Below are 22,727 nucleotides of genomic sequence, written 5' to 3' on the forward strand. Positions count from 1 at the left end.
TTCGAGCGAGTTCGCTGCAAAGCCCCTCGCCCCTCCGGGGAGAGGGGGTGGGGTGAGGGGTTTGTCAACAAGGCCGACCCCTTCAAGCCGCATTGGCGCGTTCGACCATGGCGCGCAGCAGCACGTCGCAGCCGTCGCGGCAATCCTCCTTGGTGGCGTTCTCGATCTCGTTATGGCTGATGCCGCCCTCGCAGGGGATGAAGACCATGGCGGTGGGCGCGACACGGTTCATATAGCAGGCGTCATGCCCGGCGCCGGAGATGATGTCGAGATTATCGAAGCCGAGTTCTTCGGCACCCTTCTTGACCGCGGCCACGCAATCCTGGTCGAACTTCACCGGCGGCGAGTACCAGATTTCCTTGAAGTCCATCTCCAGCATGTTCTTCTTCACCGCGGCCTCGCAGGCGGCTTTGGCTTCGGCCGCCATCTTGGAGAGGATCTTGTCGTCCGGGTGCCTGAGATCGATGGTGAAGAAGACCTTGCCCGGGATGACGTTGCGGGAATTGGGGCTGGAATTGATCATGCCCACCGTGGCGCAGGCAAAGGGCTGGTTGTCATGGCCGATCTGGTTGATGGCGGCGATGACCTGTGCGGCACCGACCAGCGCGTCCTTCCTGACCTTCATCGGTGTGGGACCGGCATGGGCTTCCTGGCCCGTGAACACCACTTCGAACCAGCGCTGGCCTTGCGCGCCCTGGACGATGCCGATCTTCTTCTTCTCGGCCTCCAGGATCGGCCCCTGTTCGATATGCGCCTCGAAGAAGGCATGGACCGGCCGGCCGCCGACCTCGTCATCGCCGTAATAGCCGATGCGCTTCAACTCCTCGCCCATGGTCTTGCCGTCCTGATCGGCACGGCCCAGGCCGTAATCGAGGTCGAACACGCCGGCAAAGACACCCGATGCCACCATGGCCGGGGCAAAGCGCGAGCCTTCCTCATTGGTCCAGATGATCGCCTCGATCGGGCGCAGCGTCTCGTATTTCATGTCATTGAGTGATCGGATGACTTCCAGGCCACAGAGCACGCCATAGGCGCCGTCGAACTTGCCGCCGGTCGGCTGGCTGTCGATATGGCTGCCGGTCATGACGGGGGCGAGGCTGTTATCCTTGCCGGCGCGTCTTGCGAACACATTCCCCATCTTGTCGATGCGGATGGTGCAGCCCGCTTCCTTGCACCATTTGACGAAGAGGTCGCGGGCCTGGCGGTCGAGGTCGGTCAAGGCCAGGCGGCAGACGCCGCCCTTTTCCGTGGCGCCGATCCGCGCCATTTCCATCAGGCTGTCCCACAGCCGCTCGCCATTGATCTTGAGATTGGTCGCCATGCTCTTCCCTCCGGGTACCCGCGGACAGCCCAAAAGGCTGCCGGTTCTGCCTCGTGCACGTCCAGGGAGCATGGATGCGAATCGCCACGTCCCGGCCACACGCCATTCCGCGTGATGTAGCACGGGGCATGCGTGTCGTCGCAGCCCAAACCAACCCTGTTTATCCAGCCCTTTTCCTTGCGGGCGGATGTTTATCAATGGCCTTTGCGGCCTTGAGGGAAATCCTGCCCAATCCTGACTGCTCGGTCAAGCTTGCTTTCGGGCGCCATCCGCCCGCCGAAGAGAGCTCGCGCGCTTCACATTCTGCATCGCCCGCCCATCCGAATCGCCAAAACCGCCTCACAAAATAGGGAAACCTCCCGATGTGTGAGCGTCGCGGATCGCTAGCTTTGAGGCTGCGCGTACCAGATTGCCAGCCACCTCTGTGGGATGCAGCGGTGTCGGCCCGCCGGCGCGCCCGGCGACGCGCGCACCCCTATCCCAACCCCCGCAAGGAAATCCCGAACATGACCCAAGTGACAGGCGGTAATGGCAACGATGTCCTCAATGGCGGCGACGACAACGACGTGATCGACGGCCGCGCCGGCAATGACATCATCACCGGCGGGCGCGGCAGCGATGTCGCCCATATGGGCGCCGGCAATGACGTCTTCATCTGGAACCCCGGCGACGGCAATGACGTCGTCGATGGCGGCGCTGGCGTCGACCGCCTGTCCTTCAATGGCTCGAATGCCAATGAAGTCATGAATATTTCGGCACTCGGCAGCCATGCTCTGCTCAGCCGCAACATCGCCAATATCAGCATGGACCTCGACAATGTCGAGCACATCGCCATCCGCACCCTGGGCGGCACCGACCAAATCGTCATCGACGATCTCCACGAGACGGACGTGAAGCTTGTGACCGTCGATCTCGCCGGTTCCGCCACGGCGGGCGATGGTGCCGCCGATGACGTCATCGCCAACGGCACCAATGGCAGCAACACCATCACCCTGCGCTCGGTCGGCAGTGCCATCGAAATCGACCGCTTCGGCGCCACGGTCCGGGTCGAGAACGCCGAGGTCGGTCTCGACCACGTCACCGTCCGCGCCCTCGGCGGCAATGACATGGTCGATGCCGGCGGTGTTGCGGCGGGGCTCGTCGGCATCATCCTCGATGGCGGCGATGGTAACGACACGCTCCATGGCGGCGCCGGCAACGACCTGCTCATCGGCGGCAATGATGATGACCGCTTCCTCTGGCACCAGGGCGACGGCGTCGATATGGCCGATGGCGGCAGCGGCACGGACGTGCTGGAAGTGAGCGGCACCATGGGCGGTGACGTGTTGCATATCGCGGCCAACGGCACGGGCGTTACCATCGCCAAGGAAGGCAGTCAGCCGGGCGAGATCACAGCGACCAATGTCGAGGAGATCAAGATCATCGGCAAGGCCGGCAACGACGTCATCGATGTCGTCGGCAATGTGGCAGCGCTCACCCATCTCACCATCGATGGCGGCGCCGGCAACGACACGATCAAGGGCGGCAACGGCAACGACCTGCTCATCGGCGGCGACGGCAATGACATCGTCGACGGCAATCAGGGCAACGACATCGTCAAGCTGGGCAGCGGCAACGACCTCTTCATCTGGGATCCGGGCGATGGCAACGACAGCGTCGATGGCGGCAGCGGCACCGACAGCTTGCGCTTCAACGCATCAAACGCCAGCGAGGACATGACCCTCTCGGCCAATGGCGATCATGTCACCCTCTTCCGCAACATCGCCAATATCAACATGGATCTCGACCATGTCGAACGGGCCGTGATCAACCTGCTCGGCGGGACCGATCGCATCACGATCGGCGATATGCGCGGCACCGATCTGCGCCAGGTGACGGTGAACCTTGCCGGCAGTGACGGCCTTGGCGACAACGCCGCGGACGAGGTCAATGTCGCCGGTAGCACCGGCGATGACAGCCTGCGCTTCGAGCTTGTGAATGGCGAGATCGAAGCCCTCGGCCGCGGCGTCCGGGTCCGGGTCGAGCATGCCGAGATCGGCACCGATCAATTCGCCCTGCGCGGTCTCGACGGCAACGATACGCTGGAGGTGAAGGGCGTTCCCGCCGGCGGGGTCACCCTCATCCTCGACGGCGGCAATGGCAACGACACGCTCCACGGCGGTGCCGGCAATGACGTCCTGCTGGGCGGCAATGACGATGACAGGATCATCTGGAACCCGGGCGAAGGCTTCGACACGGCCGATGGCGGCAGCGGCAACGATGTGCTGCAGGTTGCCGGCACGGGCGCCAATGACCTGTTCCAGGTCGCGGCCAATGGCAGCGCCGTCCTTGTCGCGACGGGCGACCCGGCCCAAGGCAATATCAACGTGATCGGTGTCGAGGAAATCGCCATCACCGGCGGTATCGGCGACGACGTCTTTGCTGTCGTCGGCAATGTCGCGGCCCTCACCCATCTCACCCTCGATGGCGGTGCCGGCAATGATCACATCTCCGGCGGCAATGGCAGCGACACGCTGATCGGCGGCGAGGGCGACGACATCATGGACGGCAATCAGGGCAATGATACCGTCTTCATGGGCGCCGGCACCGACACCTTCGTCTGGGATCCGGGCGATGGCAGCGACGTTGTCGATGGTGGCGCCGGCACCGACGTGCTGCTCTTCAATGCCTCCAATGCCAGCGAGAACATCTTCATCGGCGCCGATGGCGATCACGCCTTCCTCAACCGCGATGTCGCCAACATCCACATGGATCTGGATGGCGTCGAGCGCCTTGAGGTCAGCGTGCTGGGTGGCACGGATCACGTCACGGTCAATGCCATGGACGGCACCGATGTCAGGACGGTGGCCGTCGGCTTCGCTGCCAGCTTGAGCGGCGGCGACGATGGCGCCATTGACACCCTCACCGTCAATGCCACCACCGGCAACGATGCCATCACGCTGGAAACCGCGGGCGGCGTCACCCATATCACCGGCCTCTATGCCGAGGTCCAGCTGTTCAGCGCCACGGCCCAGGACCGGCTTGAGGTGAACGGCCTTGGCGGCAACGACACCATCGATGCCCGCAACCATACCGGCGACGTGGCCTTGACGCTGAATGGGGGCGAAGGCAACGACACGCTTGTGGGCGGCGACAACGATCTCCTCATCGGCGGTGCCGGCAACGACACCTTCCTCGGCTTCGGTGACATCATCGTCGACGATTTCCAGGACGGCGATCGCATCGATCTTCGCAACATCGCCGGCGCCACCGATCTCGACACCGTGCTGTCGCATGCCCAAGCCGTCGGCGATGACGTGGTGCTCGATTTCGGGCCGGACCGCACGATCACCCTGCACAATGTGCAGCTCGCCTCCCTCGGCAGCGACGATTTCATCCTGGGTACGCCCTGAATGAAATCGGCCTCTGAGGAAACGGCGGCGCCGGTGTTCCCGCGGCGCCGCCGTTTGTCTCAAGCCTGGTGATGGAACGTCACCTCACCGGGCCGTCCGGCAAGGTCGAGGCGCATGGCCCCCCCCGGCCCTTCCGCCACGACCTTGCCGCGGCGCAGGACCTTGAGCCGCGCCGCCTTGAGGCGGATGGCCTCGATCGGGTCGCCGGCGTCGAGCAGAACCAGATCGGCGTTGCAGCCCGGGGCAATCCCGTAACCCTCGAGATGCAAAATCTTCGCCGGCGTTTCCGTCACCGATTGGAAACAGGCGCGCATGGCATCCTGCCCTGTCATCTGCCCCACATGCAGCGCCATGGTGGCCACATCCAGCATGTCGCCCGAGCCCATCGAATACCAGGGGTCCATGACGCAATCATGGCCGAAGGCCACGGGCACGCCGGCCTTCATCAGTTCCGGGACCCGCGTCATGCCGCGGCGCTTGGGATAGGTGTCGTGCCGCCCCTGGATGGTGATGTTGATGAGCGGATTGGCGATCGCCGCCACCCCGGCCTCCGCCATCAGCGGGATGAGCTTCGAGACATAATAATTATCCATCGAATGCATCGAGGTGAGATGCGAGCCGGTGACGCGCCCCTGCATCCCCAGCCGGTGCGCCTCGGCCGACAAGGTCTCGATATGGCGCGACATCGGATCATCCGTCTCGTCGCAATGCATGTCGACCAGCAGGCCCCGCTCCGCCGCCAATTCACAAAGCAGCTTCACCGATGCCGCCCCATCCGCCATGGTGCGCTCGAAATGCGGAATGCCGCCCACCACATCGACGCCGCGATCCAGCGCCGTCTTCAGCAGATCAAAAGCCCCGGCACTCCGCAGCACCCCATCTTGTGGAAAGGCCACCAGCTGCAGATCGAGATAGGGCTTCACCCGTTTCTTGACCTCGAGTAGCGCATCCACCGCCAGGAGACGCGGGTCGCAGATATCGACATGGGAGCGGATGGCGAGCAAGCCCCGCGCCACCGCCCAGTCGCAATAGCGCAGCGCCCGCTCCATGATGGCTTCTTGCGTCAAATGCGGCTTCAACTCCCCCCAAAGCTGGATGCCTTCCAGAAGCGTGCCCGATTGGTTGAGCCGCGGCAGGCCGAGACTCAAGGTCGCGTCCATGTGGAAATGCGCATCGACAAAGGGTGGCGAGACCAGATTGCCGGCGGCGTTGATCGTGGCTTCACCCGCATCCGGCAGCCCATGCTCGACCGCGACTATCCTGCCGCCCGTGATGCCGATATCGATGTCCTTGCGCCCATCGGGCAAAGTGGCGTGGCGGATGATGAGATCGAACATCGCGATTACCTTTCCCCCTTGCGATAGGGGATCATAAGTGCCCTTGGATATCCCGCCCGCCGCGCCATGGTGATGAGGGCGAGGATCGAGAGGATATAGGGCAGCATCAGGAAGAACTGATAGGGGACACCGGCCACGATCTGCTGCAGCCGCAACTGATAGGCATCGAAGGCCGCAAAGAGAATGGCGCCAAGGAGCGCCTTGCCCGGCCGCCACGACCCGAAGACGACGAGGGCGATGGCGATCCAGCCGCGCCCATTGACCATGTCGAAATAGAACGAGTTGAACGCCGACATGGTGAGGAACGCACCCCCCAGCGCCATGAAGGCACTCCCCACCATCACCGCGCCGATGCGCAGCAGCGTCACGTCGATGCCCTGCGCCTCGACCGCGGATGGATTCTCGCCCACCATGCGCACGGCAAGTCCCAGCGGCGTGCGATAGAGGATATAGGCAACAAGCGCCACGGCGATGAAGGCCAGATAAGTAAGCGGCGTCTGGTTGAACAGCGCTTCGCCAAGGAAGGGAATATCGCGGAAGCCCGGTATGGCCAGCGGCTGGAACGGCTCGATCTTCGGCGGGCTCGTCACTTCGGGGAGCGACACGCGATAGACATAGGAGGTGAGCGAGGTCGCAAGCAGCGTGATGCCGATACCCGTCACATGCTGCGACAATCCCAGCGGCACCACGAGCAGCGCATGCAACAGCCCGAACAGCGCCCCGCAGGCCGCCGCCACCACGATCCCGGCCCAGAGATCGCCGCCCTGATAGACGGTGAACCAGCCGGCAAAGGCGCCGACCGTCATGATGCCCTCGATGCCGAGATTGAGCACGCCAGCGCGCTCGCAGATGAGCTCGCCAAGGGTCGCAAAGATCAGCGGCGAGGCGATGCGGATCGCCGCCGCCCAGAGACTTGCCGTGAAGACGATCTCGATCGCTTCCATGCTCACCGCCACTTCAAGCGAAATCGGGTGAACAGCATGGCGACCACCATAGTGAGGAGGGCGGTCGCCACCATCACCTGGGCGATGTAGCTCGGAACCCCCGCCTGCCGGCTCATCGCATCGGCGCCCACAAACATGGCCGCCACAAAGATCGAGGCCGCGACAACGCCCAAGGGATGCAGCATGGCCAGCATGGCGACCACGATCCCCGCATAGCCGAAGCCGGGGCTGAGATCGAGCGTCAGATTGCCCTTGAGGCCTATCACTTCCGAAACGCCGGCAAGGGCCGCGAGGCCGCCCGAGAGCAGCGCCACCTTCACCATCACATGGTCGACCTTCATGCCGGCAAAGCGCGCCGCACGCGCATTGAAGCCCACCGCCTTCATTTCATAACCGTGGATGGTCTTCGTGTTGATGAACCACACGACACAGGCCATGGCGCAGGCGATGAGGAACCCCAGATGCAGCCGTTTCCCTTGAATGAGTTTGGGCAAATGCGCCGCCTCGATCACCTTCCTCGATTGCGGCCAGCCCATGCCCATCGGGTCCTTAAACGGCCCTTCCAGCAGGAAGGAAACGAAGAGCAGGATGATGAAATTCAAGAGCAACGTGGTGACGACCTCATCGACGCCGAAGCGCGTCTTCATGAGGGTCGGCCCCAGCAGCAACAGCGCGCCCGCAACCGCACCGGCAATGAGCAGAAGGGGCACCAGGATCGGGCCGGGCAGCGGCAGCAGACCCGTCCCCAGCAACGCCGCCATCACGGCGCCGCCGTAAAGCTGCGCCTCGGCACCGATATTCCACAGCCGCGCCCGAAAGGCGACGGCGGCGGCCAATCCGGTGAAGATGAGCGGCGTCGCCCGCGTCAATGTCTCGAAGAGGGCGAATTGCGAACCAAGGGCCCCCCTGATGACGAGGCCGAAGACGCCGAAAGGGTCGGCCCCGCTCCACAGCACCAGCAGGGCCGCCAGCACCAGGCTGACCGCCACCGCCGCAAGCGGCGCGCCAAGCCAGATGATCCAGGGTGTCTCGGCGCGGGGTTCAAGCCGCATGCGCGCCTCCAAATCCATGCCCCGCCATCATCAGCCCGATCTCCGGCACCGAGAAGCGTTCGCGCGGCAATGATGCCGACAGGCGCCCGCGATAGATGACCTGGATGCGGTCGCTCAAGGCCAGCAATTCATCGAGGTCTTCGGAAATGAGCAGGATGCCGGCGCCGCGTGCGCGCGCTTTGAGGAGCTGCTCATGCACATAACCGACCGCGCCGATATCGAGCCCGCGCGTCGGCTGCGCGGCGAGGATGAGCTTCGGGTCGCCCGCCATCTCGCGCCCCAGGATCAGCTTCTGCATGTTGCCGCCCGACAGCAGCCGCGCTGTGGCGCTTGGGCCCGGACAGCGCACATCGAAACCCTTGATGATGCCTTCCGCAAACGCCTTCGCCGCCTTCCAGTCGATGAGCTGCCGTTTGCTGAACGGCGCTTCCCGGTAACGCTCGGCGATCATGTTCTCGGTGATCGACATGTCGCCGATGAGGCCCACCGCATGCCGGTCTTCGGGAATGCGCCCGACGCCGCGCGCCACCATGCCGGCGGCGTCGGTCACCGTGATGCTGTCGCCCAGCATGGTGAAAGTACCGGCGCTGGGCTGCACCAGCCCGCTCAGGAGATCAGCCAGCACTGCCTGCCCGTTGCCGCTCACGCCGGCCAATCCCACGATCTCGCCTGCATGCAGGGATAGATCGGCCTCAAGCTCCGGGCGCCCCTGCGCGCCCAGCACCGTCACGCGATCGAGCCGCAGCACTTCCGCCCCCGGCGTTTGCGGCTCGACCTTCGGTGCTGGCACCGGCCGTCCCACCATCATCTCAGCCAGTTCCTGGCGCGTCGCACCCTGGGTCGCGCGCCCCGCCACCAGCTTCCCCTGGCGCAGCACCAGCACGCGGTCGCTCACCGCCAGCACTTCATGCAGCTTGTGGCTGATGAAGATGATGGCCAGTCCCCGCGCCACCAGTTTTTTCAAGGTGGCGAACAGCGCCTCGCTTTCCTGGGGTGTCAGCACCGCCGTCGGCTCGTCGAGGATGAGGATGCGGGCGTTGCGATAGAGCGCCTTCAATATCTCCACCCGCTGCCGCTCGCCGACCGAGAGATCGGCAACGCGCTTCAGGGGATCGACGGCGAGGCCGAAATCGGCGCCCAATTGCGCCACCCGCGCCCGCGCCGCCTTGGTCTCCGCGCGCCAGGCAAAAAGGCTCTCCGTCCCCAGCACGATGTTCTCGAGGGCGGTCAGATTCTCGGCCAGCGTGAAATGCTGATGCACCATGCCGATGCCGGCATCGAGTGCCGCCGCCGGCCGTCCCGGCGGCAACGTCGCCCCGAACGCCTCGATCGATCCCGCATCGGCCAGGTAATGGCCGAAGAGGATGTTCATGAGCGTCGTCTTCCCCGCGCCATTCTCGCCGAGCAGCGCCAGCACCTCGCCCTTGGCGAGATCGAAGCTGATCCCGTCATTGGCCTGGAGGCTCCCGAAGCTTTTGGAAATGCCGCTCAGCCGGAGGACGATCTCCCCCGGCTGAGCGCTCACATCAGCCTTCATCAGCTCGATTTCGGCTCGTTGTCGTCGATGGCGACGGTGAAGGCGCCGGATTTGATCGCCGCCTCCTTCTCCTTCACCTTGGCCACGATATCGGCCGGCACCTTGCTCTCGAAGGTGCCTAAGGGTGCGAGAGACGAACCGCCTTCCTTCATGAACGAGAAGGCGCCGTAATCTTCCGCCGTGAAGCTCTTATCCTTCACCTTGGCGATGGCGCGGTCGAGCGTCGGCTCGAAATGCCACAAGGCGGAGGCGACGACGGTATCCGGGTAATCGGCCTGCGTGTCGATGACGTTGCCCACCGCCAGGATGCCCTTCTCCTTCGCCGCGTCGGAGACGCCGAAGCGTTCCGCATAAAGGAGATCGGCACCGGCATCGATCTGCGCCAGCGCCGTTTCCTTGGCCTTGGGCGGGTCGAACCACGAACCGATGAAGGCCACCTGGAACTTCACGTCGCTCTTCACTTCCTTGACCCCCGCCATGAAGGCGTTCATCAGGCGGTTGACCTCGGGGATCGGATAGCCGCCGACCATGCCGATATTGCCGCTCTTGGTCATCGCCCCGGCGATCATGCCGGTGAGATACGAGGCGTCCTGGATATAGTTGTCGAAGGTGGCGAAATTGGGCAGCGCCGCATCCGGCTTGAAGGACGAGCCGATGAGGAAGGCCGTGCCCGGGTAATCCTTGGCAACAGCCCGCGCCGCGTCTTCCACCGCGAAGGCCTCGCCGACGATGAGCTGGTGCCCGGCTTCGGCATATTCGCGCATGACGCGCTCGTAATCGGTATTGGCGACTTTTTCCGAGAACACGTAGTCGATATCGCCGCGTTCCTTGGCGGCGGTTGCTGCCTTGTGGATGCGGCTCACCCATTGCTGTTCAATGGGCACGGTATAGATCGCCGCCACCTTGATCGGATCGGCAGCCAGCGCCAGGCGCGGCCCCATCGCACTGGTCGCGGTGACGGCAGCCATCGCCGCGGAAGCATGCAGGAATGCACGTCGAGTTGTCCGGATCATAGCCTTCTCCTGTTATTATTTTTGGTCGCGTTTGGGCATTGGGTAATCTGGGGATTGCGAGCCCACCAGCCGACCGGGTGATCACGCGGCCGGCGCATGCGCGGGGGCTGCGGAAGGGGTCGGGTGCAAGTGCGGATGCGCGAAAAGACTCGGCCCGCCTATCAAACTCGCGAGCGCAATCCTTCCACAAAGCCGTCACATCGGCAACGGGTTTTCGCAGGTGCGAAGTGATCGTCGCGAGGCGTCAGAACGCGTCCGGTGCCACCGGGAAGCTGATGCGGACCGTGGTGCCCTTGGCGGGCGCGCTGGTGATGGAGAAGCGGCCGCCATGGAGTTCCACCAACCGCACGACGATGTTGAGGCCAAGGCCCGTGCCGCTTTCACGGTGGCGGTTTGAACCCGCCTGGCCAAAGGGTTGCAGCACCTGCTCCAGCTCCGCTTCGCTCATGCCGATGCCGGAATCGGTCACCTCGACGATGCCGGCGCCGTCGCCGAGCAAGCTGAGGCGGATCTCGACCGCGCCGCCGGCCTCGGTGAATTTCACCGCATTGGAGAGCAGATTGAGAAGAATCTGGCGCAGGGCCAGTTCGTCGGCATGGAGCGCACCGGCGCCTAATGTCTTCACGCTCAGCGAGACGTTCTTGGCAGCGGCACGGCCGTTGAGCAGGTCCAAACACGCACCGGCAATGGCCGACGCGTCGAGGAGGCGCGGCTCGATCTCGCGCTTGCCGGCTTCGATCTTGGCATGGTCCAGGATCTCGTCGATAAGGCCAAGGAGCAGCGCACCGCTGGCATGGATGTCATTGGCGTATTCGCGCACCAGTTCTGGGGTAAGGGCCTGCCGGCTGGAAAGGCGCATCAGATCGGCAAAGCCCAGGATCGCATTGAGCGGTGTGCGCAGATCATGGCTCGCCGTGGCCAGCAGCATGCTTTTGGAACGGCTGATGGCTTCGGCCGCGCGCCGCTCGCGAAAGAGGGCGACGATGGTCAGCACCGTCATGGTGAGCAGCACAATGAGTTCGCCCGCCATTTGCAGCGGGTTGATCATCGTCGGCGCGTGAAACGGGCCTTGGCCCGCCGCGGTCGCCGCCATGGCGATGACGGAGGCGAGCGACACCAGCGTATAGGCGGCACGCAGCGACGTGTTGAGCGCGATCCAGGACAGCGGCACCACCAGCAGGAAGGGGAGTGTCGCAAAGAGCGCGATCGGCGCCGGCGGCGCCACGAACAGGCCGATGACGATGACAGCGACCGCGATCCACACCAGGCGGCTCTGGCGTGTGAGGGGCCTGCCGGCCTCGTCGGGCGATTTTTCGCCGCCCAGCCACATCAGCAGGCAGGGCGCAAAGGCCAATGTGCCGCCACTGTCGCACAGCCACCAGCTGACCCAGGTCCGGGTCATCGCGGTGATGTCCCAGCCACCATGGATATTCAATGCGAGCGTACCGCCGGTCGCAGTGATGGCCGGATGCAACAGCACGGCACAGAGGATGAAGGCGACGACGCCGGTAAAGGTGCTGAACAGCCGGTCCTGCGGGCACCAGCGCCGCATCGCTTGCGTGGCAAGAATCGGCCCAGCGGCATTGGTGAGCGAGATCAGCGCCGCCACCGGCAAGCTGGAGCCGAAATAGCCGTAATTGATCAGGAACGAGCCCAGGAACAGGCCGGGCAGAAAGCGCCAGCCGCCCAGGATCGCCGCCACGACGGCGACACTCGATGGCAGCCAGATCGGTGCCGGAAACAGGCCATAGGCGGCAAAATAATGCCCGACGGCGAGACCCAGCAGGAAATAGAGCGCTGCGGCGGCGAGATTGCCGCCCAGGCGCGGCATGAAACCGCCATCGGCGCGCAGCCAATGCGCCGCTGGCGGCGATGCCAGCTGCGCCACGTCAAAACGCTGGGTCGGGCTCGGCAGGTCGGTCCCTGCCGCCGACATGGATATGATCGACATCTGTTAGCTAACTCACTTCGTCCGCCGGCTTATATCCCGCTGCAATCACGGGGATTTCCGCCATCGGTCATGCCGGGAATATATCCCGCAAACTCATTAATGAGATGTGAATTCGCCTGAAGTCTTCGCACACGCGAGGGCAGGATTTTGCGACCCCGACAAATCTGGGTTCAACGGGCATCCCGGACAGCAGCAAAAAGGCCGGTGCAGATGCACCGGCCTTGCTGGCAGCGAGGAAACGGGAGCGTGCTCAGATGACGCGGGTCGAGACCGCGATATTGCCGTGGACCGCCTTCGAATAGGGGCAGATGGTGTGGGCGGTTTCAGCGATCTTCTCGGCCGTGGCGCGGTCGACGCCCGGCAGCGTCACCTTGAAGCTGGCGCTGAGGAAATAGGCCTCGCCCGCCTTGTTGAGGCTGATCTCGGCATCGGCCGAGGGCGCACCCGCAAGCTTCACCTTGTGCTGCGCCGCTGCCAACTCGATGGCGCCGAGATAACAGGCCGACCAGGCCACGCCGAAGAGATTCTCGGCGGCCGGGTGCGGGGCGGTGAGTTTCACATCGACAAAGCCATCCTCGGACCGCCCCACGCCGTCACGCCCGGCGCTGGTATGGGTGCGGCCGGTGAACAAGGTCTTGGCGGGGGTATTGGTGTTGAGGGCAGTCGCGGTCATGGCATGTCTCCTGGATAGGGTTGCCGTGCAATCGGTCGCGATTACATCGGATGCGATCTAATAAGGGATGCGGAACGCCGCGTTCAAGGGGTGGCATTAAATCGGGTGCGATTTATTTTATGGAATAATAGGATTATAAATCCATATCGATTACGAGGCGCTTGTCAGCATTGGAACTGCGATGCCCATCGCCCTCAGCTGGCAGTGCAGTAGTAAGCGACATAGGTAGCAAGATCCCGGCGAGTCATGACCGAGTGTCCAAGAGGCCGAACCTTCATATATCCAACCATCTCATTTGCGCAGATCGCCACCTTTTCGATGATCTTGTCCTTCATCAGTTCACAAAGGCCGCCGGCATAGCCCCCGCCTTTGGCCGAAATCATCAGGATCATTTCGCAACTCTGCAACGCGGCACCACTTCGCTCGCCGGCGATATATCCACGGAGGTTCGCCAATTCATCGCTATAGGCGTCGCCAGCTAGGTCATGTATTGGCTACTCGATCCCACCACTCCACATGACATCGCCTTCCGCCGATATCGTCTGCTCGGGGAGGGCACATTCCCGGGCCATGAATTCGATAAGCTCCGATTTGGCGATTGGGCCGGAGAGCGCGCTCCAAGACTGGGAGCCAGTATTACTCAGGCAAATGGCGATGGGCCCAGCTTTCTCGCCCGTCAACGCGCAAGAGCTACCGACAATTCGGCTCCGGAAGCCAAATTCAACATCAAATGCCAGGACGTCTTCGCAGCCTTTGATATCGCCCCAGCCACCGGCCTTAGAAATCTCTTCACCGAACTCAGCGATGACCCTGCTGCGCTCCGGCTCGTCGACGACGTCGACCTTTTTCTTCTCTCCATCGAGAACCAAGAAGTCTGCGGCCGGGGAAACTTCGATGCTGATCGTGTCGCTGTTTGCCTGGCTGCCGTGCACAAAGACAGATGTTGTAAAGAGCAAACAGAACGCGGCGATAGCGACATTGAAGAACCAGCTTCCGATCTTGGAACCCGACCACATGGATATCACTTGTCTGCATGGATTATCACCCGTGTGCGACACCTTAAAAGCGTGCCCGAAAGCGCGCAAGGCAATCTGAGCAGCCATGCGCAGATCGCGCCCAACAAAAAGGCCGGCGATCGATTGCCGGCCTTAAGGTGACGGGAGGAAAAGTGAAGGCTTATTCGGCGGCCTTCTTGCGCATCGGGTTGCGCGGGTCCTGAGTCCAGTTGAGATAGGGCTTGTCGGTCTTCTGCGGCACCATGGTGATGACATTGGGCACCGGGCAGGCGTGGTAGCAGAGGTTGCAGCCCACGCATTCCTCGTCGATCACCTCATAGCGGCGCTTGCCCCCACCCTTTCCATCGGGCACGCGCTTGGCCGCGATCGACTGATGCGACGTGTCCTCGCAGGCGACATAGCAGAGCCCGCATTGGATGCACTTCTCCTGATCGATATGGGCGATCGTCTTGAAGTTGATGTTGAGATACTGCCAGTCGGTGACATTTGGCACGGCCTTGCCGCGGAAGTCCTCGATCGAGCGATAGCCCTTCTCGTCCATCCAGTTGGCAAGACCTGACGCCATCTCCTCGACGATGCGGAAGCCGTAATGCATGGCGGCGGTGCAGACCTGCACATTGCCGGCGGACATGGAGATGAATTCCGCCGCATCGCGCCAATTGCCGATGCCGCCGATCGCTGAAATCGGCATCCCCTGCGTCGCCGGGTCGCGCGCGATCTCCGCCACCATGTTGAGGGCGATGGGCTTCACCGCCGGGCCGCAATAGCCGCCATGGGTGCCCTTGCCGTCGACCACGGGTGTGGGCGCCATCAAATCCAGGTCGACCGAGCAGATCGAATTGATGGTGTTGATGAGCGAGACGGCATCCGCCCCGCCTTGTCTCGCGGCTTGCGCGGGCTTCCTCACATCGGTGACATTAGGCGTCAATTTCACGATGACCGGCATGCGCGTGTTCTGCTTGCACCAGCGCGCCACCATCTCGACATATTCCGGCACCTGGCCCACCGCCGCACCCATGCCGCGTTCCGACATGCCGTGCGGGCAGCCGAAATTCAGCTCGATGCCGTCGGCTTCCGTGTCCTCCACCCGCGCCAGGATGCGTTTCCAGGCATCCTCCTCGCACGGCACCATCAGCGAGACGATGACGGCGCGGTCCTTCCAATCGCGCTTCACCCGCTTGATCTCTTGCAGGTTCACGTCAAGCGGCCGGTCGGAGATGAGCTCGATATTATTGAAGCCCACCATGCGGTCGTTGCCCATATGGAAGGCGCCGTAACGCGAGCTCACATTCACCACAGGCGGATCTTCGCCCAGCGTCTTCCACACGACACCGCCCCAGCCCGCCTGGAAGGCGCGCACGACGTTGTATTCCTTATCCGTCGGCGGCGCCGACGCCAGCCAGAACGGGTTGGGCGATTTGATACCGATGAAATTGGAACGCAAGTCAGCCATGGGTCACCTCTACATCGTCATGGTCGGCGCAGGCCGACCATCCACGAATTTGCCAGCAACGATTCGGTGATCGGATAGAAACTCATGGATGGTCGGCCTGCGCCGACCATGACGGGGAGTGGGTGTCATTATCCTTCACCCCGCAGATAGGCATCGATCGCGATCGCCGCATCGCGGCCGTCAGCCACGGATTGCACGGTCAGATCCGTGCCGCTCTCGACGCAATCGCCGCCGGCAAAGACGCCCTTGATCGAGGTGGCGAAATCTTCATTGACCGCGATCTTGCTGTTGGTGAGGTCGAGGATGTCCTTCGCCTTGCCGTTGACGGGATCCTTCACGAAGGTCTGCCCGATCGCCTTGAAGACCGTGTCGCACAGCAGCGTGAACTTCTCGCCCGTCCCCATCAGCCGGCCCTGCGCATCGAGCTGCGTGTATTCGAACTCGATCTCGCGCACGGCACCTTGATGGCCATAGAGCTTCACGGGCCGCGCCCAATGCTTGATCTTGACGCCGTTCACCTGGGCGAATTCCTGCTCGTGATGCGTGGCGCTCATATTGGTTGGCCCGCGGCGATAAACGAGGGTCACGTCCTCGGCCCCCAATCGCTTCGACTGGATGGCGATATCGATGGCCGTGTTGCCGCCGCCGATGACGACGACCTTGCGCCCCACGGGAAGCGATGTCTTGTCCTTGGCCTGCCTGAGCTTGGCGATATAGGCGACCGCATCCTCGACGCCTTGGAGGTCCTCGCCTTCCGCGCCCAGCGCATTGACGCCGCCAAGGCCCATGGCCAGGAACACCGCGTCGTAATTCCTGCGCAGGTCTTCCAGGCTGACATCGCGCCCCAAGGCCTTGCCGGTCTCGACATGGATGCCGCCCAAAGCCAGGATGAACGACACCTCGGTTTGCGCGAAATCATGCACCGTCTTATAGGCGGCGATGCCGTATTCGTTGAGGCCGCCCAGTTTCGGCTTCGCTTCATAGACCGTGACGTCGTGACCGAGGCGCGACAGGCGATGCGCCGCTGACAGGCCCGCCGGACCGCCGCCCACCACGGCAACCTTTTTGCCGCTCAAGGGTGCGCGCACAAACGGCTGCTTTCCCGCCGCCACCAGCGCGTCGGTTGCGTAGCGTTGCAGCGCCCCGATCTGCACCGGCTTGTCTTCCGAATGGTTGCGCACGCAGGAATCCTCGCAGAGGATTTCCACCGGGCAGACGCGGGCGCACATGCCGCCCATGATATTGGCCTCGAGGATCGTCTCGGCCGCGCCGATCGCATCGCCGACGGCGATCGAGCGGATGAAGCTCGGAATGTCGATGGAAGTGGGGCACGCCTCGATGCAGGGCGCGTCATAGCAATAGAAGCAGCGATTGCTTTCGACCAGCGCGCGCTTGTGGTCGAGCGGCGGCTTCACATCATTGAAATTCGCAGCGATCTCCGCGGCCCCCAATCGGCCGGCACGGATATCGGGTGCGGAATACGCGCTCATCGGCGGTTCTCCCGGTTGACGTCATGAAAGACACTCAATACCGGACCGCCCCGGCGCCTCCCTTTGAATGATGGGGCGCGATGTTGAACTCGGTGGCGATCTGGCTACCTGTTGGGACCCATGGAAACACATTCTGTCCGCATGGTCAATTATTCTTGACCGATTGGAAAGGAATTAACCGCGGCAGGTACAGTTTCTACTCACGCAACCTGTGAAGCTCCTCACAGCCGCATCGCAGCAAAGCGCCTATCTCCGTTGCATCACGCTTTGAACGGAGTACCCCATGTTGACGACCTATCTCTTCGCCCGCCGCCGCACCGGCCGCTTGCACGCCTTCCTCATCGCCCTCGGCGCCCAACTCAAGCGCATGCGTGAAGAGCGTCGCGCTGTTATCGAGCTGTCGCATCTCTCCGATCACCAGCTGCGCGACATCGGCATCAGCCGTGCCGAGATCGATCACGCTGTGCAGCATGGACGCGATCGCTTTCAATAAGCCTGTTTAGTCAGATTACTAAACTGCTTTCCGTTTATTCTCTCCAATTGACCTTTGGAACAGGACCGTCCCAGTATTCAAGCATGGTTGCCATCAAGAGCGACCAGTACTGGGACCATTCCTGTTTAATAAACATGGGGAGAATGCATGATGTTTACGCGTCGCCGCCTGCTGCATAGCGCTGCCGGCCTGTCCGCCATCGGTGCGATGAGCACCTTGCCTCTGGGCATCGCCCGCGCTGCGGGGAAGCCCGTCGTGGCCCTGCTGCCCGGTGTGGTCGATCCTTTCTACTTCACCATGAAGCGCGGCGCCGACAAGGCGGCGGAGGAAGAAGGCATCGAGCTGCTGTTCCAGATCCCCAAGGCCTGGAACGTCACCGAGCAGGTGCCGATCCTGAAAGCCATCATCGCCAAGAAGCCCGACGTGCTGCTCATTTCGCCGGTCGACAAGGACCAGCTCATCCAGCCGCTCAAAGAGGCGGCCGATGCCGGCATCAAGGTCATCACCGTCGACACCTATATCGGTGAAGGCAAATACCAGACGGGTTCCGGCAAGGCCGATTTCCCGCTCTCTTACGTCGCTTCCGACAACACCGAGGGCGGCCGCATCGCGGCACGGGCCCTTGCCAAGGCGGTCGGCGAGAAGGGTGCGGTCTATTGCGAGAACAACAAGCCGGGCATTTCCTCGACCGACCAGCGCATGCAGGGTTTCGAGGAGGAGATGAAGAAGTTCCCGAACATCAAGATATTGAAGACGCAGTATAACGAGGACGATGCCAACAAGGCTGCGGCCCATGTGGCGGCGGTGCTGGCGCGCGAACCCAATCTCGACGGCATCTTCGGCGCCAACACCTTCTCCGGCATGGGTGCCTCGGAAGGCGTCAAGAAGGCCGGCAAGACGGGCCAGGTGAAGGTCGTCGTCTTCGACGCCGTCCCCGGCATCGATGCCAGCTTGAAATCCGGCCTGGTCGATGTCGCCATCGCCCAGAAACCGGCCGAGATGGGCTATGTCGGCGTCAAATTCGCGTCCGACCTCATCAAGGGCAAGACCATCCCCACCTGGCAAGGCACCGGCTTCGTCGTCATGGACAAGTCGAACATCGACCAGGAAGACGTCCGCCAGTACATCTATTCGAACTGACGTAGATCGGGCGGGCGGTCAGTCTGTTCCTCCTTGTCATGGTCCGCGAAGGCGGACCATCCACGAGTTTGCTGGCAACGTCTCGGCGTATGGCGCGAAACTCGTGGACCCCCCGCCTCCGCGGGGGATGACAAGGAGGGAGTAAGGCTGACCGCCCGTCTCACTTGCCCATCGCATAAGGACCGCCCCGTGACCGATCACACCGTCGACGACAAACTCGGCCGCCTGGCGCTGCTGACCAAGCTGTGGCCCTGGCTCTTCCTCCTCGCCCTCATCGTCTTCTTCGAGGCCTGGGCGCAGATCGAGGTCGGGCGCACCTTTCTGTTCAGCAGCTACAACATCCAGGCCATCCTGCTGGCGGCTTCGGCGCCGCTGTTGCTGGCCCTGGGCCAGACCTTCGTCATCATCACCAGCGGCATCGATCTCTCCGTCGGCTTCGTCATGGGGTTGGCCGCCGTGGTCGTCGCACAAATCACGCTGTTGAGCGGCAATACCGAAATAGCGCTCCTCATCGGCATCATCGTGACCCTCCTCGTCTGCGCCGTCTCCGGCTGGATCTCCGGCACGCTGGTCGCGCGTCTCGGCGTTCCCGCCTTCATCGGCACACTCGGCATGTATGGTGTGGCACGCGGTGCCGGTTTCCTCTCCGCCGGGTCCGGCATGACCATCTCGATCGACAACCCGCTGCTGGAATGGCTCGGCACCGGCTGGATGCCGGTCATCGTCACCGGCATCCTCCTGCTCATGCTGCACTTCGTGCTGTCGCAGACCAAATTCGGCCAATACACCTATGCCATCGGCGGCAATCTGCAATCGGCCGCACGCGCCGGCATCGATGTGAAGCGGCATCTCATCAAGATCTATATCCTCTCCGCGCTCTTTGCCGGTGTCGGCGGCATTGTCTACACCGCGCGCTATGCGGCAGGTGCTGCCAATGCCGGTGAATCGATGCTCCTCGATTCCATCGCCGCCGTCGTCATCGGCGGCGCCTCGCTCTTTGGCGGCACCGGCAATGTGGTGGGCACGCTCATCGGCGCCCTCATCATCGCCGTCATCCAGTTCGGCCTCATCTTCATCGATATCGATGCCTTCTGGCAGTTCATCGCCGTCGGCGTCGTCATCATCCTCTCGGTCCTCATCGACCAATACAAAGACCGGCTGCTGCGGGGGGCATGATGACGACACCGATCCTTGAAGCCCGGAACGTCTCGATCCGCTTCGGCGGTGTCGAGGCCCTGAAGAACGTCTCGCTGCACGTCGCCCCTGGCGAGGTGCTGGCCCTGGCCGGTGACAACGGTGCCGGCAAGTCGACCCTCATCAAGGTCATCTCCGGCGTCTATCATCCCCATGAAGGCGAACTGTTCTTCGAAGGCCAGCCGCTCAGCATGCGCGATCCGCAGGATGCCCGCACCAAGGGCATCGAGACGATCTACCAGGACCTCGCCTTGGCCGACAATCTCGATGTCGGCTCCAACATCTTCTTAGGCCGTGAGCCGATGCATCGCCGCTTCGGCGTCAACGTGATCAACCGCGCGCATATGCGCAAAGTCGCAAAGGACGTGCTCGACCGGCTCGACATCGTCATTCCGGAAAAGAAACTGACCGGGCCTGTGCGCACGCTTTCCGGCGGCCAGCGCCAGGCGATTGCCATCGGCCGCGCCATCTATTGGGATGCACGCGTGCTCATCATGGACGAACCCACGGCGGCCTTGGGTGTCCCCGAACAGCGCAAGGTGATGGAACTCATTCAGGGCCTCAAGGCCGAGGGTGTCGCCGTCATCCTCATCTCGCACAATCTCCACGACATCTTCGGCGTCGCCGACCGCATCATGGTCCTGCGCCGCGGCGAACTGGCCGGCGAACGCCTGACGCGCGAAACCGATGGCGACGAAATCGTGCGCCTCATGGTCGGCGACGCATACGCCGCCACCAAGACGGCGACGAGGTAATGACGCGTTGGCGCCTCGACTGGCCGCACGGCTCGGCCGAGCTCACCGCGCAAGGCGGCCTGCTCGGCCCCGTCACCTTTCGCTTAGGGCATGGCCGCACCGTGCAGCCGATGTATCTGGCACCCTGGCTGAACGACCCGGCAACCCGCGACCTGCCCCCGCTCCTGCGCGATCTCAAAGGCGAGCTGCCTTGCGTCCCCTTCGGCCGCACCGATTTTCCGGAAGGGTTGCAGAACTGGACACGCCGCGATCCCGGTGACGATTGGGAGCATGGCTACAGCGCCAACCAACCCTGGTCGCTGATCACCGCCGACAAGGATTTGATCCGCATCGGCCTCGACTATCCGGCAGCCTCACCCATTCGGCGCCTCGAACGCCAGATCAGCGCTGACCCCGAGGCGGCGGCCCTCGACATCTCCCTCACCATCTTCCCGCGCGCGAACGCCGTCGTGCCGGTGGCCCTTCACCCGACCTTCCGCGTACCGCCGGACGGCATCGATCTCCGCCCCGGTCCATTCGCCCGTGCCGTGGCTTATCCCGTGCCGGCTGAACCCGGCGTCTCGCGGCTGACGCCGGGCGGCATTGCGCCCGACCTTTCATCCCTGCCGGCAGGCGACGGCACGCTCGACCTTCGCCATCTGCCCCTCCCCATCAAGACCGAGGAATTGCTGCAGCTGGAGGCTTGCCAGCCGCCTTTTTCGCTTTATTACAGGAGCGAACAGGTGGAGGTCAGCTTGTCCTGGGATCAGCAGAAATTGCCCGACGTCATGCTGTGGGTCAGCAATGCCGGCCGCGCGGCCTTTCCCTGGAACAGCCGCAACTACGCGCTGGGGGTCGAGCCGGTGAACGGCGCCTTCGACCTTGGCCGCGTCGCCGCCCCGCCGGAAGGCCATCCCTTTGTCCAGCGCCAGGGCCTCGCCCTTAAGAAGGACCAGCCGCTGCGCATCGATTACCGCCTGAGTGCCAGATGACGGTGACCGTGCGCGACATTGCCCGCGAAGCCGGTGTTTCCATCGGCACCGTGTCGCGTGCCTTGAAGAACCAGCCCGGCTTGGCCGAAGAGACGCGCCGCCATGTCCGCAGTGTCGCCGAACGCTTGGGGTATGACTCAGGCAAGCTGCAGCGGCGCAAACTGCGCAAGCTCGCTTTCCTGCTGCACCGCCAGCACAACACGCTGGCCAACACGCCCTTCTTCTCGGCCGTGCTGCACGGCGTCGAGGAAGCCTGCCGCACCGAGGGCATCGTGCCCTCCTTCCTCTCCGTCGGCCCCACCGATCCGGTCGCCGACCAGCTGCGCCTCCACGACCCTGACGCCCTGCTCTGCGCTGGTTTCTTCGAGCCGGAACTCCTCAATGTCTTCCGCGACACGGGCAAGCCCGTCGCTCTCATCGATCACCTCGCCGACGGATTGCTGTCGGTCAATCCGGACAATCAGCGCGGCGGCTATCTCGCGACCCAGCATCTCATTCGCGCGGGGCGGAAGCGCATCGCCTTCCTTTCCGGGTCGCTCGCACATTATTCGATCCGCGAGCGTTTCCGCGGCCACCGGCAGGCGCTCTTTGATTCCGGCATCCTCGCCGATCCGCATCTCGAGGCGATGGTGCCGCCCGGCATGGATGTCGAACCCGGCGCCTATATCGCCATGCAGCAGCTGCTCGCCCTCGACCGGCCGCCAGATGCCGTCTTCGCCTTCAACGACAGCGCGGCACTCAATGCCATGCGCGCCATCATCGAGGCGGGGCTCAGCATCCCGCGCGACATCGCCGTGGTCGGCTTTGACGATATTTCCCAGGCTGCCCTCGCCCACCCCCCGCTCACCACCTTGCGCATCGACAAGGAGGAGCTGGGCCGTGTCGGCGTCGATCTGGTGCTGCATGGCGGCGGCGATCGTACGCTGCCCGTCGAACTCGTCATCCGCGACAGCACTGTCGCCCAGCAACGCATTTCCGCCTGAACGAGGTTATCC

Annotated in this window: 19 protein-coding genes; 7 read left to right on the top strand and 12 right to left on the bottom strand. The window is 63.3% G+C overall.

Annotated features, from left to right (window positions below):
• Positions 1–82 precede the first annotated feature (82 nt).
• The gene (locus SMD31_RS18710; RefSeq protein ID WP_320502449.1) at positions 83–1,321 is read right to left on the bottom strand and encodes a Zn-dependent hydrolase; all 1,239 of its coding nucleotides are present in this window, start codon (positions 1,319–1,321) and stop codon (positions 83–85) included.
• A gap of 506 nt (positions 1,322–1,827) precedes the next feature.
• Between SMD31_RS18710 and SMD31_RS18715 the strand changes: the two genes are divergently transcribed.
• A complete protein-coding gene (locus tag SMD31_RS18715; RefSeq protein WP_320502450.1) occupies positions 1,828–4,713 on the top strand; it encodes a beta strand repeat-containing protein in 2,886 nt (961 codons plus the stop codon).
• A gap of 59 nt (positions 4,714–4,772) precedes the next feature.
• Here the strand turns inward: SMD31_RS18715 and SMD31_RS18720 are convergent, their stop codons facing one another.
• The 11 genes from SMD31_RS18720 to SMD31_RS18770 form a co-directional block, all read right to left on the bottom strand.
• Positions 4,773–6,050 carry an amidohydrolase family protein gene (locus SMD31_RS18720; protein ID WP_320502451.1) on the bottom strand — a complete coding sequence of 426 codons (1,278 nt, stop codon included), beginning with the start codon at positions 6,048–6,050 and terminating at the stop codon, positions 4,773–4,775.
• A gap of 5 nt (positions 6,051–6,055) precedes the next feature.
• The gene (locus tag SMD31_RS18725) at positions 6,056–6,994 is read right to left on the bottom strand and encodes an ABC transporter permease (RefSeq protein ID WP_320502488.1); all 939 of its coding nucleotides are present in this window, start codon (positions 6,992–6,994) and stop codon (positions 6,056–6,058) included.
• 2 nt (positions 6,995–6,996) lie between these two features.
• Complete coding sequence (locus SMD31_RS18730; RefSeq protein WP_320502452.1) at positions 6,997–8,046, bottom strand: ABC transporter permease; 1,050 nt, start codon at positions 8,044–8,046, stop codon at positions 6,997–6,999.
• The gene (locus tag SMD31_RS18735) at positions 8,036–9,571 is read right to left on the bottom strand and encodes an ABC transporter ATP-binding protein (protein ID WP_320502453.1); all 1,536 of its coding nucleotides are present in this window, start codon (positions 9,569–9,571) and stop codon (positions 8,036–8,038) included. Before SMD31_RS18735 ends, SMD31_RS18730 begins: the two co-directional genes overlap by 11 nt.
• A gap of 11 nt (positions 9,572–9,582) precedes the next feature.
• Entirely contained in the window at positions 9,583–10,596 is a 1,014-nt protein-coding gene (locus SMD31_RS18740) for a BMP family protein (RefSeq protein WP_320502454.1), read from the bottom strand.
• Between the two features lie 244 nt (positions 10,597–10,840).
• The gene (locus SMD31_RS18745; RefSeq protein WP_320502455.1) at positions 10,841–12,547 is read right to left on the bottom strand and encodes a sensor histidine kinase; all 1,707 of its coding nucleotides are present in this window, start codon (positions 12,545–12,547) and stop codon (positions 10,841–10,843) included.
• Positions 12,548–12,797: 250 nt separating this feature from the next.
• Positions 12,798–13,220, bottom strand: coding sequence for an Ohr family peroxiredoxin (locus SMD31_RS18750; protein ID WP_320502456.1), 423 nt, complete (start codon positions 13,218–13,220; stop codon positions 12,798–12,800).
• Between the two features lie 194 nt (positions 13,221–13,414).
• Positions 13,415–13,612 carry a hypothetical protein gene (locus tag SMD31_RS18755; protein ID WP_320502457.1) on the bottom strand — a complete coding sequence of 66 codons (198 nt, stop codon included), beginning with the start codon at positions 13,610–13,612 and terminating at the stop codon, positions 13,415–13,417.
• A 102-nt stretch (positions 13,613–13,714) separates the two neighbouring features.
• The gene (locus SMD31_RS18760) at positions 13,715–14,323 is read right to left on the bottom strand and encodes a hypothetical protein (protein ID WP_320502458.1); all 609 of its coding nucleotides are present in this window, start codon (positions 14,321–14,323) and stop codon (positions 13,715–13,717) included.
• A 73-nt stretch (positions 14,324–14,396) separates the two neighbouring features.
• Complete coding sequence (preA, locus tag SMD31_RS18765) at positions 14,397–15,689, bottom strand: NAD-dependent dihydropyrimidine dehydrogenase subunit PreA (RefSeq protein ID WP_320502459.1); 1,293 nt, start codon at positions 15,687–15,689, stop codon at positions 14,397–14,399.
• Positions 15,690–15,817: 128 nt separating this feature from the next.
• A complete protein-coding gene (locus tag SMD31_RS18770) occupies positions 15,818–17,179 on the bottom strand; it encodes an NAD(P)-dependent oxidoreductase (RefSeq protein WP_320502460.1) in 1,362 nt (453 codons plus the stop codon).
• Between the two features lie 283 nt (positions 17,180–17,462).
• Here SMD31_RS18770 and SMD31_RS18775 point away from each other — a divergent pair, with 283 nt between their 5' ends.
• The 6 genes from SMD31_RS18775 to SMD31_RS18800 all read left to right on the top strand — a co-directional run bounded on the left by SMD31_RS18775 (position 17,463) and on the right by SMD31_RS18800 (position 22,715).
• Positions 17,463–17,672 carry a DUF1127 domain-containing protein gene (locus SMD31_RS18775; protein ID WP_320502461.1) on the top strand — a complete coding sequence of 70 codons (210 nt, stop codon included), beginning with the start codon at positions 17,463–17,465 and terminating at the stop codon, positions 17,670–17,672.
• A 147-nt stretch (positions 17,673–17,819) separates the two neighbouring features.
• A complete protein-coding gene (locus SMD31_RS18780; RefSeq protein ID WP_320502462.1) occupies positions 17,820–18,812 on the top strand; it encodes an ABC transporter substrate-binding protein in 993 nt (330 codons plus the stop codon).
• Between the two features lie 189 nt (positions 18,813–19,001).
• Positions 19,002–19,988 carry an ABC transporter permease subunit gene (locus SMD31_RS18785; RefSeq protein ID WP_320502463.1) on the top strand — a complete coding sequence of 329 codons (987 nt, stop codon included), beginning with the start codon at positions 19,002–19,004 and terminating at the stop codon, positions 19,986–19,988.
• Positions 19,985–20,761 (top strand): ATP-binding cassette domain-containing protein, encoded by a 777-nt coding sequence (locus tag SMD31_RS18790; protein WP_320502464.1) that lies wholly within the window; start codon positions 19,985–19,987, stop codon positions 20,759–20,761. The genes SMD31_RS18785 and SMD31_RS18790 overlap by 4 nt, the downstream gene beginning before the upstream one ends.
• Entirely contained in the window at positions 20,761–21,732 is a 972-nt protein-coding gene (locus tag SMD31_RS18795) for an aldose epimerase family protein (protein WP_320502465.1), read from the top strand. Before SMD31_RS18790 ends, SMD31_RS18795 begins: the two co-directional genes overlap by 1 nt.
• Positions 21,729–22,715, top strand: a complete 987-nt coding sequence (locus tag SMD31_RS18800; RefSeq protein ID WP_320502466.1) for a LacI family DNA-binding transcriptional regulator — start codon at positions 21,729–21,731, stop codon at positions 22,713–22,715. Before SMD31_RS18795 ends, SMD31_RS18800 begins: the two co-directional genes overlap by 4 nt.
• Positions 22,716–22,727 lie beyond the last annotated feature (12 nt).

This window comes from Dongia rigui (genome assembly GCF_034044635.1).
Classification (GTDB): Bacteria; Pseudomonadota; Alphaproteobacteria; order Dongiales; family Dongiaceae; genus Dongia; species Dongia rigui.

Coding starts and splice junctions, on each gene's coding strand:
- SMD31_RS18800 (WP_320502466.1), top strand. CDS start 21,729: ATGACGGTGACCGTGCGCGACATTGCCCGCGAAGCCGGTGTTTCCATC.
- SMD31_RS18715 (WP_320502450.1), top strand. CDS start 1,828: ATGACCCAAGTGACAGGCGGTAATGGCAACGATGTCCTCAATGGCGGC.
- SMD31_RS18770 (WP_320502460.1), bottom strand. CDS start 17,179: ATGAGCGCGTATTCCGCACCCGATATCCGTGCCGGCCGATTGGGGGCC.
- SMD31_RS18780 (WP_320502462.1), top strand. CDS start 17,820: ATGATGTTTACGCGTCGCCGCCTGCTGCATAGCGCTGCCGGCCTGTCC.
- SMD31_RS18740 (WP_320502454.1), bottom strand. CDS start 10,596: ATGATCCGGACAACTCGACGTGCATTCCTGCATGCTTCCGCGGCGATG.
- SMD31_RS18725 (WP_320502488.1), bottom strand. CDS start 6,994: ATGGAAGCGATCGAGATCGTCTTCACGGCAAGTCTCTGGGCGGCGGCG.
- SMD31_RS18745 (WP_320502455.1), bottom strand. CDS start 12,547: ATGTCGATCATATCCATGTCGGCGGCAGGGACCGACCTGCCGAGCCCG.
- SMD31_RS18790 (WP_320502464.1), top strand. CDS start 19,985: ATGATGACGACACCGATCCTTGAAGCCCGGAACGTCTCGATCCGCTTC.
- SMD31_RS18775 (WP_320502461.1), top strand. CDS start 17,463: ATGTTGACGACCTATCTCTTCGCCCGCCGCCGCACCGGCCGCTTGCAC.
- SMD31_RS18720 (WP_320502451.1), bottom strand. CDS start 6,050: ATGTTCGATCTCATCATCCGCCACGCCACTTTGCCCGATGGGCGCAAG.
- SMD31_RS18710 (WP_320502449.1), bottom strand. CDS start 1,321: ATGGCGACCAATCTCAAGATCAATGGCGAGCGGCTGTGGGACAGCCTG.
- SMD31_RS18755 (WP_320502457.1), bottom strand. CDS start 13,612: ATGATCCTGATGATTTCGGCCAAAGGCGGGGGCTATGCCGGCGGCCTT.
- preA (WP_320502459.1), bottom strand. CDS start 15,689: ATGGCTGACTTGCGTTCCAATTTCATCGGTATCAAATCGCCCAACCCG.
- SMD31_RS18760 (WP_320502458.1), bottom strand. CDS start 14,323: ATGGCTGCTCAGATTGCCTTGCGCGCTTTCGGGCACGCTTTTAAGGTG.
- SMD31_RS18795 (WP_320502465.1), top strand. CDS start 20,761: ATGACGCGTTGGCGCCTCGACTGGCCGCACGGCTCGGCCGAGCTCACC.
- SMD31_RS18750 (WP_320502456.1), bottom strand. CDS start 13,220: ATGACCGCGACTGCCCTCAACACCAATACCCCCGCCAAGACCTTGTTC.
- SMD31_RS18730 (WP_320502452.1), bottom strand. CDS start 8,046: ATGCGGCTTGAACCCCGCGCCGAGACACCCTGGATCATCTGGCTTGGC.